Origin of the sequence: Sphingomonas citricola, assembly GCF_019429535.1 — a bacterium.
In the GTDB taxonomy this organism is placed as follows: domain Bacteria; phylum Pseudomonadota; class Alphaproteobacteria; order Sphingomonadales; family Sphingomonadaceae; genus Sphingomonas; species Sphingomonas citricola.
Window position 1 is genome coordinate 445,531 of sequence record NZ_JAHXZM010000003.1, and the last position, 16,819, is coordinate 462,349.

Here is a 16,819-nt window from a genome sequence, read left to right on the forward strand (position 1 = left end):
GAGTAGCAGACATGGACGTCATTCTGCTCGAGCGCGTCGAGAAGCTCGGCGCCATCGGCGACGTGGTGAAGGTGAAGGACGGGTTCGCCCGCAACTTCCTCCTGCCGCGCAAGAAGGCGCTGCGCGCCAACGAAGCCAACCGCAAGGTGTTCGAGGCCAACCGCGCCCGCATCGAGGCCGACAATGCGGCACGCCGCGGCGACGCCGAGAAGGAAGCCGGTAACTTCAAGGACGCGCAGATCACGCTGATCCGCCAGTCGTCGAACACCGGTCAGCTCTACGGTTCGGTCGCGGTGCGCGATCTGGTCGAGGCGCTAGTCGCCGAGGGCTACAAGGTCACCAAAGCCCAAGTCGTGCTTGATCGCCCGATCAAGGCGATCGGCCTGTACGACGTCAAGGTGCAGCTGCACCCCGAGGTCGTGGTGAACGTCAAGGTCAACGTCGCGCGCTCGCCCGAAGAGGCCGAGATGCAGGCGTCGGGCGTCGACGTCATGCAGCAGGTCTTCGAGGAAGGTCGCGACCAAGGCGGTTTCGTCGAGGCGTACGACCTGAATGCGGAGCCCGGCGCCACCGCCGAGGTTCAGCAGGATCAGGCGCAGGGCTAAGCCCTCACGCCGTTCCGGCAACGAAAAAAGGGCCGCTCGGGATACCGAGCGGCCCTTTTTGTTTACGTCGTGCGCCGCCGTGGCGGCAGACACCTTACGGGTTCATCAACACCGCCGAGACGACGGCCGAGAACGGGATCAGGGCGAGGATCACGGGAAAAAGCTGTTTCATGGCATCACCTTGCGACGACGGGAACGTGTTGCGCGGTAGAATGCGCGAAGCGGGATAGGGTTTCCCGGAGATTAACGAGGGCCGACGTGCCGTCGTGGCACACCGCCTATCCGACAGGATCGTCGGGGGACGCTCCCGTCGGCGTGCGAGATCTACAGCCCCTGAACCGCGCGGAACTGGACCCGCGCTTCCTCGCCCATCAGGTGTTGCAGCACCACCCACAGTCCCGCCACGGCCTCGCCGCCCGCCGCCTTGTAGGCGCGCGCGACATTGTTGTGCAGATCGTCGAAGATCGCCTTTTCCAGCTTTGCGCCCTCCGGCGTCAGCCTCAGCAGCCGCTGCCGCCGGTCGCGGTCGCCGGTGTGCTGTTCCATCAAACCCTTCGCGATCAATTGCTTGGCGACGCGCCCGAACGATTGCTTGGTGATGCCCAGAATGGCGAGCAGCGCGGTCACGTTGATGCCGGGCTGGCGCGCGACGAAATACATGATCCGGTGGTGCGCCCGCCCCAGCCCCAGCGCGGCGAGCGTGTCGTCGGCGTGACGCAGGTGCCGCGTATTGCTGAAGAACAGCAGGTCCATGCCGCCGCGAATGGTTTCTTCGCGGAGGAACTGGTCGCGAGGGGGCATCACGATGTCGCTCATGACAGCTTTGATGCCGCGATAATCTAGGTTATGCTAGAGCCAAGTTGCACCACGCGGAGTCCTACAATTGGTCGGTCAACGCCGCCCGAACAGTTTCTCGATGTCGCCGTGCGCCAGTTTCACCCAGGTCGGCCGGCCGTGATTGCACTGGCCCGAATGCGGCGTCGCCTCCATCTCGCGCAGCAGCGCGTTCATCTCCGCCACCGCCAGCACGCGCCCGGCGCGTACCGATCCGTGGCACGCCATCGTCCCCGCGATCGCGTCGAGCCGCTCGCGCAGCGACAGCGCCTCGTCGAACGCCGCCAATTCGTCCGCCAGATCGGTGACGAGCCCCGTGGGGTCGGCGCTGCCGAGGAGCGCCGGCGTCGCGCGCACCAGCATCGCGCACGGACCGAAGCGTTCCAGCACGAGGCCGAGTTCGCCCAGCTCGCCGATCCGCGCCTCCAGCCGGTCGCACGCCGGCTCCTCCAGTTCGACCACCTCGGGCAGCAGCAACGCCTGGCTCGCGACGGTGCCGCCCGCGAGCGCGCGACGCATCCGTTCGAGCACGAGCCGTTCGTGCGCGGCATGCTGGTCGACCAGCACCAGCCCGTCGGCCGCCTCCGCGACGATATAGGTCTTGCTCACCTGCCCCCGCGCGACGCCGAGCGGATGATCGGTCGTCTCGGGCGGCGGGGCCCAGGCGGGCTCGGCCCGCGCCTGCAGCGGTGCGGCGATGAAACTCGAGCGTCGCTCGTTGACATATGACGGCGCGAGCGTGGGGCCGGGCCCGATCAGACTCTCCTGCGCGTTCACGAAGACCGTCGGCGTGACAGGCTCGGGTCGCCACATCGCGAGCGCGTCCTCGCTCGGGCGCTGGACCGCGCGGTGCCCCGCCTCGTCAAGCGCGCGGCGAAGCCCTGAGACGATCATCCCGCGGATCATCGCGGGATCGCGAAAGCGGACCTCGGTCTTCGCCGGGTGGACGTTCACGTCGACCAGATCGGCGGGCAGATCGAGGAACAGCGCCACCACCGCGTGACGGTCGCGCGGCATCATCTCGGCATAAGCGCCGCGCAGCGCGCCGAGCAGCAGGCGATCCTTCACCGGGCGGCCGTTGACGAAGAGATATTGATGGTCGGCGACACCGCGATGGAAGGTCGGCAGCCCCGCGACCCCGCCCAGCATCACCTCGTCGCGCTGGAAATCGATCGCGACCGCATTGTCGGCGAGCGCGCGATCGGTCAGCGCGGCGACGCGCGCCGGGCGATCGTGCTGCGCGGTGACGCTCAACACGCGGCGGCCGTCATGCTCGACCGCGAAGGCAATCTCTGGCCGCGCGAGCGCGAGCCGACGCACGACGTCGAGACAGGCGCCGTATTCGGCGCGAGGCGAGCGCAGGAACTTGCGCCGTGCGGGCACGCGCGCGAACAATCCCTCCACCACCACGCGCGTGCCGGGCGGGAGCGCCGCGGGCCCCTCGCGTACCACCGCGCCATTGTCGACCGTGCGCGCCCAACCCTCGGCACCCGGCGGGCGGCTCTCGATCGTCACGCGCGCGACGCTCGCGATCGAGGGCAGCGCCTCGCCGCGGAAACCCAGCGTCATGACGCGGTCGATATCCTCGTGCGGCAGCTTCGATGTCGCGTGACGTTCCAGCGCGAGCGCGATCTCGTCGGGCGTCATGCCGCAACCGTCGTCGGCCACCGCGATCCGCTCGACCCCGCCCGCCGACAACTCGACCGCGATGCGGGTCGCGCCCGCGTCGACCGCGTTCTCGACCAATTCCTTCAACGCACTGGCCGGTCTTTCCACCACTTCACCGGCAGCGATACGGTTGACTAAATGCTCGGGCAGACGACGTATTGACACCGCGCAGGCACTAGCCCAAGCGGCGGCATCCCGCGACCCGAAAGATTGCTGTCGCGAAGCCGCCATGGCGGCTTCGAGGGCCGGGCACAGGCAAGAACCGCCGGCCAACGGCGCCATACGGAATGCATCTCACATGGTCTTCTCGCGCTTGTTCAAGATGTCCTCGCACGACATGGCGATCGATCTCGGAACGGCGAACACCGTCGTCTACGTCCGCGGCCGCGGTATCGTCCTCAACGAACCGTCGGTCGTGGCGGTGGAGACGATCAACGGGCAGAAGCGCGTCAAGGCGGTCGGCGACGACGCCAAGCTGATGATGGGCAAGACGCCGGGCACGATCGAGGCGATTCGCCCGCTTCGCGACGGCGTGATCGCCGACATCGACGTCGCCGAGCAGATGATCAAATATTTCATCGAGAAGGTGCACGGTCAGCGCCGCTTCATGCGCTGGCCCGAGATCGTGATCTGCGTCCCCTCGGGCTCGACCAAGGTGGAACGCCGCGCGATCCGCGACGCCGCGCAGAACGCGGGCGCGAGCCAGGTCTGGCTGATCGAGGAGCCGATGGCCGCCGCGATCGGCGCCGACATGCCGGTGACCGAACCGGTCGGATCGATGGTGGTCGACATCGGCGGCGGCACGACCGAGGTCGCGGTGCTGTCCTTGCGCGGTCTTGCCTACACGACGTCGGTGCGCGTCGGCGGCGACAAGATGGACGAGGCGATCGTCTCCTACGTGCGCCGCAACCACAATCTGCTGATCGGCGAGGCGACGGCCGAGCGGATCAAGCAGGAACTCGGCTGCGCGAAGCCGCCGGTCGACGGGATCGGCAAGACGGTCTTCATCAAGGGTCGCGACCTCGTCAACGGCGTGCCCAAGGAAATCCCGATCACCCAGGCGCAGATCGCCGAGGCGGTCAGCGAGCCGGTCGCCGCGATCGTCGACGGCGTGCGGATCGCGCTCGAGAACACCGCGCCCGAACTCGCGGCCGACATCGTCGACCAGGGCATCGTCCTGACCGGTGGCGGCGCGCTGCTGCAGGGGCTCGACGAGGTACTGCGCGACGAGACGGGGCTACCCGTCACGATCGCGGACGATCCGCTGATCTGCGTGGCGATCGGCACGGGGCGCGCGCTGGAGGACCCGATGTTCCGCGCCGTGCTCCAGAACGGTTGATCGGACCCGCATCGACATGGCGCCGCCGCGGGATCGGCGCCCGGGTTTCTCGCGACGGGCGCAATATGGTGTGTTCTTCGGCTACATCCTCGCCATCGCCGGCGGGGTTGTGGGTGCGGTGCTGCTCGCGCTGTCGCTGCTGAACCCGGTCGCCTTCTCGACCGCGCGCGCAACGATCGCGGAGGTAACCGCGCCGGTGTCGAGCGCGGTGGCGGTGGCGGTCGACGGCGTGTCCGGTATCCCCGACGCGATCGCGTCGTGGTTCGATGTCCACGACAAGAATGCGGCGCTCGTCGCGCAGCTGGCGCGCGCGCGCCCCGCGCTGGTCGCCGGGCATCTGGCGCAACTGGAAAATGCGCGCCTGCGGCGCCTGCTCGCCGTGCGTGATCTGCAACCGTCCGTCATCGTCACCGCGCGGATCGTCAGCACCAGCGCGACGAGCACGCGCCGTTACGGCCTGTTGAATGCGGGCACGTGGCAGGGCGTGCGCGAAGGCCAGCCCGTGCAGGGTCCCGAAGGCCTCGTCGGTCGCGTGCTCGAGGCCGGGCCAAACACCGCGCGTGTCCTGCTGCTGACCGATCCGCAGAGCATCGTCCCCGTCCGCCGGCTGCGCGACGGCCTGCCCGCGCTCGCCGCCGGGCGCGGCGACGGACTGGTCGACATTCGCGTGATCGACACCGACGACGCGCACTTCAAGGCCGGCGACGTCTTCGTCAGTTCGGGCAGCGGCGGCATCTTCGGACCCGGCGTACTCGTCGCGCGCGCGCTGCGCGGTGGCGCCGAGACGGCGATCGCGAAGCCGTTCGCGCGCCCCGACGCGTTCGATCTCGTCACCGTCCGCGGCGTCTACGCGCCGCCGCCGCTTCCCGCGCCCGCGCCGACCCCCGGCGCGGCACCCTCGCCCTCTCCCGCCGCGTCCGCGATCCCCTGATGGCAAGCGCCCCTCCCTTTCGCGAACCAATGCCACTCGGCAGCGCGCGGCTGCTGCCGTGGGCGACGGTGATGATCGGATCGCTGCTGACGATCCTGCCGTTCGGCGCGACCTTGTCGCTGCTGCCGCCGTTCGGGCTGCTCGCCCTGCTGTCTTGGCGTTTGCTCGCGCCCTTCGCGATCCGGCGCTGGGCGCCCGCGTTCCTCGGCCTGTTCGATGATCTCGTCTCCGGCCAGCCGGTCGGCAGCGCAATGCTGCTGTGGACGCTCGCCTATTTCCTGGTCGGTGCGCTGGAAGCGAGGTCGGGACTGCGCGATTTTTGGCAGAATTGGGTGATCGCGGCACTGGCGATCGCGGTGGCGCTCGCGGGCGGACGTTTGGCCGCCACGCCGCTCGGCGCGCATGTCGACGTCGCGCTCGGCGTGCAGGTCATCTTGTCGATCCTGCTGTTCCCGGCGGTCGCCTTTCTTATCGCGCGCGTCGATGCGCGACGGGGGCGCTGATGCTGCGCGGTCCGCGCGTCCTGACCGAATCGATGCAGGCGTTCAGCTTCTCGCGGCGCGCGTGGCTGCTGGGCGCGGGGCAGCTCGGCGTCGGGGGGCTGCTCGTCGGCCGGATGGCATGGCTGTCGGTGGCCGAGAACGAGCGCTATAATCTTCTTTCCGAGAGCAACCGCGTCAACAACACGATGATCCCGCCGCGCCGCGGCTGGATCGTCGACCGTCACGGTCAGCCGATCGCGAACAACCGCACCGATTTCCGCGTCGACCTGATCCCCGATCGTATTGTCGACAAGGACGCGACGCTCGCGGCGCTGCGCAAGCTTCTCGCGCTCACCGACGAGGACATGCTGCGGATCGAGGCGGATCTGAAGAAGGCGGCGGGGTTCCAGCCCGTTCCGGTGGCCGAGAACATCGACTGGGAACGCTTCGCCGCAGTCTATGTGCGCCAGCCCGAAATGCCCGGCGTCGCCCCGACGCGGGGCTTCGCGCGCAATTATCCCGCCGGGGCCGCGGTCGCGCACCTGACCGGCTACGTTGGCGCGCCGACTGCCGAGCAATATCGCGCGACGCGTGATCCGCTGCTGGTCACGCCGGGCTTCAAGCTCGGCAAGGACGGGCTGGAAAAGACGCTCGAGCCGCTGCTGCGCGGCAAGGCCGGGGCAAAGCGTGTCGAGGTTACCGCGCGCGGCAAGCTGGTGCAGGAACTGGCGACCCGCAAGGACGAGCCTGGGCGTACCGTTCGGCTGACGATCGACGCGGGATTGCAGGAATATGCCGCGCGGCGGCTGGGCACGAACTCCGGTTCATGCGTGGTGTTCGACTGCCTGACCGGCGAGATGCTGGCGATGGTGTCGATGCCCGCTTACGATCCCAACAGCTTTTCCGAAGGGATCAGCCACCTCGAGTGGGACATGCTGTCGAAGGACGATCACGTCCCGCTGATGAACAAGGTGACGCAGGGGCTCTATCCGCCGGGTTCGACCGTCAAGCCGATGAACGGGCTGGCGTTGATGGCCGCGGGGGTAAACCCGAGCGAGCGCGTCTTCTGCTCGGGGGCGATGCGATTGGGCACCAGCGTGTTCCACTGCCACAAACGCGGTGGTCACGGCCCGCTCGATCTCAAGAACGCGATCATGCAGAGCTGCGACATCTATTTCTACGAGATGGTCCGCCGGGTCGGCTACGACAAGATCGCCCCCGTCGCGCGCGCGCTGGGCCTCGGGCAGAAGTTCGACCTGCCGTTCGCGACGCAGCGCTACGGCACGGTGCCCGACAGCGCGTGGAAGCGGCGCAAGTACAAGACGAACTGGACGGCCGCCGACTCGGTCAACGCCTCGATTGGCCAGGGCTACGTCCTCGCCAACCCGCTCCAGCTCGCGGTGATGGCGGCGCGGATGGCGTCGGGCAAGGCGCTCGTCCCGACGATCCTGCGCGACCCGTTCAAGCCCGCGGCGCAGCCGCTTGCGATCGACCCCGACCATTTCCGCATCATCCGTGAGGCGATGAACGGGGTGGTCAATCTGGGTGGCACCGGCGGCGCGGCGAAGCTGCAGATCCCCGGCGTCGGCCTCGCCGCGAAGACCGGCACCGCGCAGGTGCGCCGCATCACGATGGCCGAACGCCGCTCGGGCGTGCTGAAGAACGGGCAATTGCCGTTCAAGCTGCGCGACCACGCCCTGTTCGTCTGCTTCGCGCCCTACGACAATCCGCGCTACGCCGCCGCCGTCGTGCTGGAACATAACGGACACACCGTCCGCAACCTCGACACGCCGCTGATCGGGCGCGACATCATGACCTATCTGTTCGACCGCGAACGCGCGATGAAGACGCTGGCCGAGGTCGAGCCGACGTGGGGCGGCGACATCCGCACGCGCATGGCGGCGCAGGAGGCGGCCTACCGCGCCGCGCACACGACCCCGCCCGCGCAGGCCGCCGCAACCGAGACCGATGCGCCCGCCCCGACCGAGGCCCGCGCGGTGGAGGTGGAAACCGACATCCAGAACGCGAGCCAGGCCGCGGTCGAACGCGATATCGCGAGCGGCGCAGGGCCGGCGCAGACCGGCTCGCCCGAGCCCGACGACGATACCGGCAGCCGCAACCTGCCGCCACCCGCGCAAATGTCGACGCCCGCGACGCCGACCGCGGGTACCCCGCGGTGAGATCGATCGTCCCATCGTCGCTCGCGATCCTGCCGTGGCGGACGCTGCTGCTCGTGACGGGGATCGGCTGCTTCGGGCTGGTGGTGCTCTACTCGGCCGCGAACGGCAGTATTCGCCCCTGGGCGCTGCCGCAGGGCGTACGTTTCTTCGTCTTCCTCGCCGGGTCGATCGTGCTGTCGCGCGTCCCGCTATCGTGGTGGCGCAATCTCGCCTTTCCGGCTTACGGCGCACTGGTGGTCGCGCTGCTGCTCGTCGAGTTGCTCGGTGCGGTTCGCGGCGGCAGCCAACGCTGGCTCGACCTCGGCTTCATCCGCCTGCAACCGTCCGAATTGATGAAGATCGGCATCGTGCTCGCCGCGGCGCGCTTCTACGAGATGCTGCCCGCGGCCGAGACGCGCAAGTTCGTCGCGATCTGGCCGGTCGCGGTGCTGATCGGCGTGCCCGCGGCGCTGGTGATGCTCCAGCCCGATCTCGGCACCGCGTTGATGATCTGCGCGGGCGGCGCGACCGTCATGTTCCTGGCGGGCGTGCCGTTGCGCCTGTTCCTGGGTGGCGCCGCCGCGCTCGCGATCGCGGCCCCGCTCGCCTTCACCTTCGCGCTCCACGATTATCAGCGCAATCGCGTGCTGATCTTCATGGATCCCGAAAGCGACCCGCTGGGGACCGGCTACCATATCAGCCAGTCGAAGATCGCGATCGGATCGGGCGGCATCTTCGGCAAGGGGTTCATGAACGGCACGCAGAGCCACCTCGATTATCTGCCCGAGGGACAGACCGATTTCGTCTTCGCAACCATGGCGGAGGAATGGGGACTGCTCGGCGGCGTCTTCATCATCGCCGCCTTCCTGCTCGTGATACGCTGGGGCATCAACGTCGGGGTCCGCGCGGAAAGCCGCTTTGCCAAGCTGGTCGCCGCCGGGCTGTCGACCACCATCTTCTTCTACGTTGCGATCAATCTCATGATGGTGATGGGGCTGGCGCCCGTCGTCGGCATCCCACTGCCGCTCGTCAGCTTCGGCGGCTCGGCGCAGATGACGGTGCTGATCTCGCTCGGCATCCTGATGGGGATCGACCACACCACGCGCCGCAAGCGGCATTGGTGACGCCGACCGAAGGAAAACGCGAATTTCTGCAAAAAAGGGGTTTGCAGAATCAAACAGCCGATGTAGAGGCGCGCTTCCCGATCGGAAGCGACACACCAAGCCGCTTCTTCTCACCGGTCATGGACGCATAGCTCAGTTGGTAGAGCAGCTGACTCTTAATCAGCGGGTCCTTGGTTCGAGCCCAAGTGCGTCCACCATTTTCCTCCATGTTTTGAATGACTTAGTGTGGTTTCTAGGCTCACGAAGTGGCACCACTTCGTTGCTCGGGGTAAGAGCCGAATGCTCAGTGGCGCTGTCTTTTGAAAGCTTACTCCGCGTAAGTGGCTGCTTTCACACGCTTTTAAGTGAGATTATTTTGGTTTTTTGGGTAAGAGCAGCTCACTGTTAGTTAGCTGCTCTCGAACCACGGCTAGACCCACAATCGGCCGTTCCGTGGCGCCTTGACCTACCGCTATAGCGGTCGCTCGTTCACACTATCGACGATAGCGCGCATAGGTCAGGCTGTTGGCCACCTTGTTGCCGAAAGACACAGTTCTCGAGATTATGGTGGTTGCCGACTGCGAGTGGCCGAACCGCCCGTACTCTGACGCATCCGCCTTGCCGCCGCTTCGGCCGTCGCCATATGCTGCAACGCAGCAGATTGATCGGAAGCTGCCGAGGAGCCGAAGGATGCGCCGCTTACTTGATCCCTCGACACGATGGTACGACGGGCGCGATCCCAATGAGGATGTCGAGCGGCTGACTGAGCTAACCGACTTCGGTAAAAACCCCGGCGGGCTCCGCGCGCGGATCCATGTACCGGCGACTCTATCGGAGCATCCCGCGCTTGTGGTGGTGCTGCATGGCTGCACGCAGACCGCAGAAGCGTACGATCGCGGGTCAGGCTGGTCGCGGCTTGCCGACCGAAATGGGTTCGTGCTGCTCTACCCGGAGCAGATCCGCACCAACAACGCCAACCTGTGCTTCAATTGGTTCGAGCCAGGCGACATCGCGAGGGACATCGGAGAGGCGTCGTCGATCCGCCAGATGATCGAGGCGGTGGTGACCAGCCACGGCATCGACCGGTCCCGCGTCTTCGTCACCGGGCTGTCGGCAGGCGGTGCGATGGCGTCAGTGATGCTCGCGACCTATCCCGAGACGTTCGCCGGCGGTGGGATCATCGCCGGTCTGCCCTATGGCTGTGCGACCAGCGTGCAGGAAGCGTTCGGCGTGATGCGGGCCCGCGGCACGAACCGACCCGCCGCTCTGGCCGAACTCGTCCGTCGCGCGTCAAGTCACGACGGACCCTGGCCCACGATCTCGGTGTGGCACGGCACTGGTGACCTGACCGTCAACCCGGGCAACGCCGAGGCGATCGTCGACCAGTGGCTTCCGCTGCACGGCGTGGCGAGAGGCTCGTCCAATGCCGATCTGGTCGACGGCTACCCCCATCGTGCCTGGCGGGACGCGGACGGCCGGATCGTGATCGAGGCCTACAGCATCTCCGGCATGGGCCACGGCACTCCGCTCGACGCGGGCGGCGCGGACCCATTCGAGGTTGCCGGCCCGCACATGCTCGACGTCGCGATCTCGTCGTCGCGGCGCCTTGCGGAGTTCTGGGGTTTGACTGGCGACACTGTTTCCCAGCGGCAGAAGGTAGATCGACCAACGCAACAGGATACTTCCCCGATCGGCATCGGCGCGAGCCTCGCGCCACGGGTCACGCGAGCCCAGCGGCTGCACCCCGAAACGAACGACAGGGCAGCAGTCGACGTACGCCGGATCATTGAAGACGCGCTTCGTGCCGGTGGGCTGATGAATTAGCGCTGACCCCTGCAGCCTCACGGACGAGATCCGGCGACCTTGCCGTGATCGGCCCTTTCGGAGTCAATTGGATCGTCACGGTCGGGATCACGACCCTGTTGGCGATCCAATGAGCGCATGATCGGCGTCACAGTCAGTCCGTGCAAGACGACCGAGAACAAGACAACAAGGCCAAGCAATCCCCAGAGGCGATCAGCGTCTGCAACGCTCACATGATTGAGGCCGTAGGCCAGGTAATAGATCGAGCCGACGCCCCGGATGCCGAAAAACGCGAGCGTCAGCTTCTCGGACCGCTCGGCCCTCAGGCCTGCGAGACCAATCAGGCCGGTGATCGGCCGGATCACGAGGATGATGGCGCTGGCAACCGCCGCCTCGCGCCACGACACCGCGGACAGGAGCCCGCTGACGAGCGCGCCCCCGAACAGCAGCAGCAGCACCATCATGGCCAGCCGTTCGATCTGCTCGGTCACGTCGTGCATGTCGTGGTGGAAGTCGTGATCCCGGTGCGTACCGCGGAACGTAAAGGCGTGCTTCGCCACCGGACCTTCGCTGCACAACCCGTGCAGCATCGTCGCCCGATGTTCGCTGGGCTCGATGATCCGGCGGACGCAAGCTCTCCGGTGACTCGAACGATCAGACTGCCTTGTCGAGCTGCGCCATTTCAATGGCACGAAGCGGACGCCGTTCGAGGTTGAAGGTGTCCACGAACTTGACCGTAGCGCCGCCGGCGAGGTCGGATCCGAAATCACCATCGAACCGCCACAAAGGATGGATCATCAGGAAGACGTCCCCGTCCTTCTTGCGCTCGCGCAGCGCCGGGAGGCCCGACTGGGCGTGTATCTCGGCGATGAGCGAGTCCGGGCGCATGCCTGCACCAACGGGCATTTGAGCACCCGTTCCCGCGACCTGAACGAATTTCTGCTTCTTTAGGCCGCCGCCGAGCCGCTTCCCACCAAAAGTCTCGCGTGACGCTCATGCCCGCTCAGGTGAGCACGCCTTTGCTTTGATCGGGCAAGCGCTTGATCGCGATCACGCCTAGCATTTCAGTCGCGAGCGACGATCTTCCGTTTCCCAATCACCTGTGTTTGTAACGCCCCCTACACTCAGGTCCGTGTGGCCGCGGCCACCTCCCGCTCGGCCTGCGTGAAGCCGTAAGCAGGCACGATCTCACCTTCGCGGGACGACGCGCGCGACCACTCGCGCTGCAACGTCTCGCCCGCAACGTCACCTGCACCTGCATAGACGCCCTCCGTGAGGGTCACGTGAGCGGCCGCGAAGTGCCCAGCACCCGCGCACAAGATCGCTCGGCTCGGCGCCTCATCGGACACGAGCGCGAGCAGGCCCGGACTGACCAGTTCGGGCGCCAGCAGGCGCAGACTTTCTTCCGGCAGCACGTCGTGCGTCATGCCGGTCGCCGCGGTGGGCGCGAGGCAGTTGACGCGAATATCGTATTTCTCGCCCTCGATCGCCAAGGTCTGGGCCAACCCCACGAGCGCCATCTTTGCCGCGCCGTAGTTCGCCTGGCCGAAATTGCCGTACAGTCCCGACGAGGAGGTCGTCATGACGATCCGCCCGTGGCGTTGCGCGCGCATCGTCTCCCACACCGCCTTGGTGCAGATCGCCGCGCCGATCAGATGAACGTCGACCACCAGGCGGAAGTCGGCGATCGACATCTTCGCGAAGCTCTTGTCGCGCAGGATGCCGGCATTGTTGACGAGGATGTCGACACGGCCCCAACGCTCGAGCGTCGTATTCACCATCACCGTCACACCGGCTTCGTCGGTCACCGTGGTGACGGCGGCGCGCGCCTCACCACCGGCGAGTTTGATCTCGTCCACCACCGATCCAGCTACGTCCGCCGCGAGGTCATTGACGACCACCTTCGCGCCTGTCGAGCAAGGTACAGCGCGTGTGCACGCCCGAGTCCGCCACCTGCTCCCGTCACGATCGCCACGCGACCATCCAACTTCGCCATGCCGTCCCCCAAGCCATTCAGGCCGACACCGCTACCAGCAGCTTAGTTGGCTATCAAGCTAGTGAGTGTACACGCGTGAGATTACTTCCCCGTTGCCCCACACACCGCACGAAAACCGGCGGCCATGAAGGTCGCCATGCGCTGCTTGACCGCGAGGAAATCGTCGGAGCGGCACAAGCCGCCTGATAGTTTATCGATGCGGCCCGTGCGCGCGAGCGTCAGCATCAGCGAGCCGGTGACGAAGTGATAGCCCCATAGGATGTCCTCGCGTGGGCAGTCGGGCAGCGCGCGCTCGAGCAACCCGATCAGCCGCAGCACGACCGGATCGAAATACTCGTCCATCAACTCCGCGCCCCATTCTGGCGTGTTGGCAACCTGCGCACCGAGCGCGGCGTAGTTCTTCCACCCCTCGCCTCCCTCGATATAGAGGTCGAGGTCGGTGTCGAGGAAGGCGTGCAGCGCGCCCTCGATCGTCGGCGCGCCCCCGCACGCCGCCTCGTAATCGTCGAGCGCGCGCATCCGCGTCTGGCTCGTCACCACCGCGCGGCGCGCGAATACCGCGTCGAACAGCGCCTTCTTGTCGGTGAAATAATAATTGAGCAGCGTGTGGTGCACGCCGACGCGCTTGGCCACGTCCTTCAGTGTCACGCCGTGCAGACCGTGGCGCGAGAACAGCTCTTCCGCCACATCGAGGATCTGCTCGGTCATCTCGGCGCGCTGTTCTGCCTTCTTGGAACGGCGCTTGGGTGTGGGTGCGATGGTCACGTGCCCAGTTGTGCCAACCACCGTGCACGAGCGTCAAGCGATCAGCTGCGCACAGCAACATTCACACACACGATAGCGTTTGTTGACATGAGCTTCCGATCACGCGCATGCTGTGTCCAATAACTGGAGAGGAGAGCATGCGCATGAGCAGCTCGATCAATGCCGCATTGCCGGGCGGTGATGTCGCCGGTGTGCGTCCCGACGTGCGGATCGCCCCCCGCGAGATCGCGGGATTGCCGCGCCATCCGCGCGTGATGCTGGCGCTCTTGACCTTCGTCTACGTCATCAACTTCCTCGACCGACAGCTGCTCGGCATCCTGGCGAAGCCGATCCAGGACACGCTGCACGTCAGCGACGGGCAGCTCGGGCTGATCGGTGGGCTCTATTTCGCGATGTTCTACTGCTTCATCGCGATCCCTGTCGGCTGGCTCGCCGATCGCACCAACCGCGTGTCGATCGTGTCGCTCGCCTGCGGGATCTGGAGCGTGGCGACGATCGGCTGCGGAATGGCGGGCAATTACGCGCAACTGGTCGGCGCGCGCATGCTCGTCGGCTTCGGCGAGGCGGGCGGCGTGCCGCCGTCCTACGCGCTCATCACCGACAGCTTCCCGCCGCATAAGCGCGGCACCGCGCTCGCGATCTTCAACCTGGGTCCCGCGATCGGTGCTGCGATCGGGATCGCGTTCGGTGCGACGATCGCGACGCTGTTCAACTGGCGCGACGCGTTCGTCTCGATCGGCGTGGTCGGCATCGTCACCGCGATCGCGGTCAAGCTGGTGCTGCGCGATCCGGTGCGCGGCGGCATGGACCACGGCAATGCCGCGGCCAGCGTCGGGAAGGCGCCGTTCATCGGCACGATGCGGATGTTCTTCACGCATCGCACGCTGATGCTCGCCGCACTCGGCAGCGGGGCGACGCAGTTCGTCACCTACGGCCTCGGCAATTTCGCGGTGCTGTTCCTGATGCGCGAGAAGGGCATGCTGCTGACCGATGTCGCGGTCTGGTACGCGCTCGTCGTGGTGATCGGCATGGGTGGCGGGATGCTGGTGTCGGGACGCGTGATCGACCGCTTCGTTGCCCGCTCGCGCACCGTCTACGCGCTTGCCCCCGCGATCTCGCTCGCGGTCGCGCTGCCCTTCTACGTCGCGTTCGTCTGGGCGCCTGGCTGGCCGCTCGCGCTCGCGCTGCTGACGATCGTCATGCTGTTCAACTATTTCTATCTCTCCTGCTCGGTCGCGCTGGTGCAGGAGGAGGTCCGCCCCGACGAGCGCGTCATGTCGGGCGCGCTGCTGCTCTTGGTCATGAATTTCGTCGGGCTCGGTCTCGGCCCGACCTACGTCGGCTGGGCGAGCGACCGGCTGGCCGCGGGCGGGCACGCGCACGCGCTGCAACTCGCGCTCTACTCGCTCGCCCCCTTCTACGTCCTCGCCGTCGTCATCTTTCTCGCGCTCGCGCGCCGGTTGCGCGGCACCAATGGGAGCATCACCGCATGAGCTATCGCCGCCTGTTCCTAGCCGCTGGTGCGCTGCTCGCCGCGCCGGCTGCCGTCGCTCAGCAGTCTGCGCCAATGGTACGTGCGCCGGCGGGTCCGGTCGCGGGTACGTTCGATGGCGACATCCGCGTGTTCAGGGGCATTCCCTACGCGCAGGCACCGATCGGCAACCTTCGCTGGAAACCGCCCGTTCCCGCACCCGCATGGACGACGGTGCGCGCAGCCACCGACTTCGGTCCGGCGTGCATCCAGCCGACATCCAAGACGCCCAACGTCTACACCCCGCCCGCGCCGCTGCCGACGAGCGAGGACTGCCTGTCGCTCAATGTCTGGACGCCGAAGAATGCGGCCAAGGCGCCCGTGTTCGTGTGGATCCACGGTGGCTCGCTGGTCGCGGGGTCGAGCCGCGAGGTCACCTACGACGGCAGCGCGTTGGCGAAGCGCGGGGTCATCGTGGTATCGATCAACTACCGCCTCGGCGCGCTCGGCTGGATGGCGCATCCCTCGCTCAGCCGCGAGAGCGGGCAGCACGTGTCGGGCAATTACGGCCTGCTCGATCAGATCGCCGCGCTTCAATGGGTCAAGCGCAACATCGCGGCGTTCGGCGGGAACGCGGGCAATGTCACGATCGCAGGCGAATCGGCCGGTGCGCTCAGCGTCATGTTCCTCATGGAGAGCCCCCAGGCGCGCGGGCTGTTCAACAAGGCGGTGGCGGAGAGCGCGTACATGATCTCGCTGCCCGAACTGCGCCGCGCCGCCTACGGCATGCCCTCGGGCGAGGCGATGGGGCAGATGCTGCAGGCAGGCGTGCAGGCGCCCGATCTCGCCAGCCTGCGCGCGCTGGGCGCACAAGAACTGACCGACCGTGCCGCCGCGCTCGGTTTTTTTCCGATCGCAACAGTCGACGGCGACGTGATGCCGGCACAGATGACGACGACGTTCGACGAGGGCAAACAGGCCGCGGTTCCGATCCTGACCGGGTTCAACCAGGGCGAGATCCGCTCGCTGCGTATGCTGGCGGCGAAGGCGCCTGCGTCGTCGGCGGAGTATGAGAAGACGATCCGCGCGCGCTACGGCGACATGGCCGACGCGTTCCTGCAACTCTACCCGGCGGCGGGTTACAAGGAGAGCATCCTCAAAGCACCACGCGACGCGCTCTACGGCTGGACCGCCGAGCGCCTCGCCCGCAAGCAGCAGGCCGTCGGACAGCACGCCTATCTCTACCTGTTCGACCACGGTTATCCCGCGATGGACGCGGCCGACCTGCACGCCTTTCATGCGAGCGAGCTGCCCTATGTGTTCGGCACGGTGAAGCCTGCCGGGCCGAACTGGCCCGCGATGCCCGACACGCCCGCTGAACATGCGCTGTCGAACGCGATGACCGATTATTGGGCGAGCTTCGCCACGACGGGCGTGCCGGTGAGCCGGGGCGCCCCCGCCTGGCCCGCGTTCGGGCAGGATCGCGCGTTCCTGCACATCACCAATGCGCCGCGTGGCAAGACCGCGCTGATGCCGGGCATGTTCGAGCTAAACGAGACGGTGATGTGCCGCCGGCGCGCAAGCGGCAAGCAGGCGTGGAACTGGAACGTCGGCCTCGCCGCGCCGACCTTGCCGGCGAAGACAGAAGGCTGCGGCTGACGCG

At 66.9% G+C, this 16,819-nt stretch carries 14 protein-coding genes, 1 tRNA gene and 1 pseudogene; 10 read left to right on the top strand and 6 right to left on the bottom strand.

The features are described from left to right. Positions 1–11 precede the first annotated feature (11 nt). A complete protein-coding gene (gene rplI / locus KZ810_RS09835) occupies positions 12–605 on the top strand; it encodes a 50S ribosomal protein L9 (RefSeq protein ID WP_219768898.1) in 594 nt (197 codons plus the stop codon). Positions 606–929: 324 nt separating this feature from the next. Here the strand turns inward: rplI and KZ810_RS09840 are convergent, their stop codons facing one another. Next, a complete protein-coding gene (locus KZ810_RS09840; protein WP_219768899.1) occupies positions 930–1,421 on the bottom strand; it encodes a MarR family winged helix-turn-helix transcriptional regulator in 492 nt (163 codons plus the stop codon). A gap of 75 nt (positions 1,422–1,496) precedes the next feature. Continuing rightward, positions 1,497–3,272, bottom strand: a complete 1,776-nt coding sequence (mutL, locus tag KZ810_RS09845; protein ID WP_219768900.1) for a DNA mismatch repair endonuclease MutL — start codon at positions 3,270–3,272, stop codon at positions 1,497–1,499. Between the two features lie 133 nt (positions 3,273–3,405). On the opposite strand from mutL, the gene KZ810_RS09850 reads away from it, so the two are divergent. From KZ810_RS09850 to KZ810_RS09880, 7 genes are all read left to right on the top strand, one after another. Beyond that, positions 3,406–4,446 carry a rod shape-determining protein gene (locus KZ810_RS09850; RefSeq protein ID WP_219768901.1) on the top strand — a complete coding sequence of 347 codons (1,041 nt, stop codon included), beginning with the start codon at positions 3,406–3,408 and terminating at the stop codon, positions 4,444–4,446. Positions 4,447–4,462: 16 nt separating this feature from the next. Next, complete coding sequence (locus tag KZ810_RS09855; RefSeq protein ID WP_219768902.1) at positions 4,463–5,377, top strand: rod shape-determining protein MreC; 915 nt, start codon at positions 4,463–4,465, stop codon at positions 5,375–5,377. After that, positions 5,377–5,880, top strand: coding sequence for a rod shape-determining protein MreD (locus KZ810_RS09860; RefSeq protein WP_219768903.1), 504 nt, complete (start codon positions 5,377–5,379; stop codon positions 5,878–5,880). The genes KZ810_RS09855 and KZ810_RS09860 overlap by 1 nt, the downstream gene beginning before the upstream one ends. Further along, positions 5,880–8,039, top strand: a complete 2,160-nt coding sequence (gene mrdA / locus KZ810_RS09865) for a penicillin-binding protein 2 (RefSeq protein ID WP_219768904.1) — start codon at positions 5,880–5,882, stop codon at positions 8,037–8,039. Before KZ810_RS09860 ends, mrdA begins: the two co-directional genes overlap by 1 nt. Before the next feature lie 5 nt (positions 8,040–8,044). Continuing rightward, positions 8,045–9,142 carry a rod shape-determining protein RodA gene (gene rodA, locus KZ810_RS09870; protein WP_373369155.1) on the top strand — a complete coding sequence of 366 codons (1,098 nt, stop codon included), beginning with the start codon at positions 8,045–8,047 and terminating at the stop codon, positions 9,140–9,142. Between the two features lie 121 nt (positions 9,143–9,263). After that, positions 9,264–9,339 (top strand) — tRNA-Lys (locus KZ810_RS09875). A gap of 307 nt (positions 9,340–9,646) precedes the next feature. Further along, entirely contained in the window at positions 9,647–10,945 is a 1,299-nt protein-coding gene (locus tag KZ810_RS09880) for an extracellular catalytic domain type 1 short-chain-length polyhydroxyalkanoate depolymerase (RefSeq protein ID WP_258044692.1), read from the top strand. Between the two features lie 17 nt (positions 10,946–10,962). On the opposite strand, the gene KZ810_RS09885 is transcribed toward KZ810_RS09880, so the two are convergent. From KZ810_RS09885 to KZ810_RS09900, 4 genes and pseudogenes are all read right to left on the bottom strand, one after another. After that, complete coding sequence (locus KZ810_RS09885; protein WP_308461529.1) at positions 10,963–11,514, bottom strand: cation:proton antiporter domain-containing protein; 552 nt, start codon at positions 11,512–11,514, stop codon at positions 10,963–10,965. A gap of 64 nt (positions 11,515–11,578) precedes the next feature. Further along, positions 11,579–11,830 (bottom strand): hypothetical protein, encoded by a 252-nt coding sequence (locus KZ810_RS09890; protein ID WP_219768907.1) that lies wholly within the window; start codon positions 11,828–11,830, stop codon positions 11,579–11,581. A gap of 218 nt (positions 11,831–12,048) precedes the next feature. Next, positions 12,049–12,920, bottom strand: a pseudogene (locus KZ810_RS09895) (SDR family NAD(P)-dependent oxidoreductase). An 81-nt stretch (positions 12,921–13,001) separates the two neighbouring features. Beyond that, a complete protein-coding gene (locus tag KZ810_RS09900) occupies positions 13,002–13,628 on the bottom strand; it encodes a TetR/AcrR family transcriptional regulator (protein ID WP_219769078.1) in 627 nt (208 codons plus the stop codon). 200 nt (positions 13,629–13,828) lie between these two features. Between KZ810_RS09900 and KZ810_RS09905 the strand changes: the two genes are divergently transcribed. Together KZ810_RS09905 and KZ810_RS09910 are read left to right on the top strand one after the other, a co-directional pair. Then, positions 13,829–15,178: a spinster family MFS transporter gene (locus KZ810_RS09905; RefSeq protein ID WP_258044693.1), complete on the top strand. Its 1,350-nt coding sequence runs from the start codon at positions 13,829–13,831 to the stop codon at positions 15,176–15,178. After that, positions 15,175–16,815 carry a carboxylesterase/lipase family protein gene (locus KZ810_RS09910; RefSeq protein WP_219768909.1) on the top strand — a complete coding sequence of 547 codons (1,641 nt, stop codon included), beginning with the start codon at positions 15,175–15,177 and terminating at the stop codon, positions 16,813–16,815. Before KZ810_RS09905 ends, KZ810_RS09910 begins: the two co-directional genes overlap by 4 nt. The last annotated feature ends 4 nt before the right edge of the window (positions 16,816–16,819 follow it).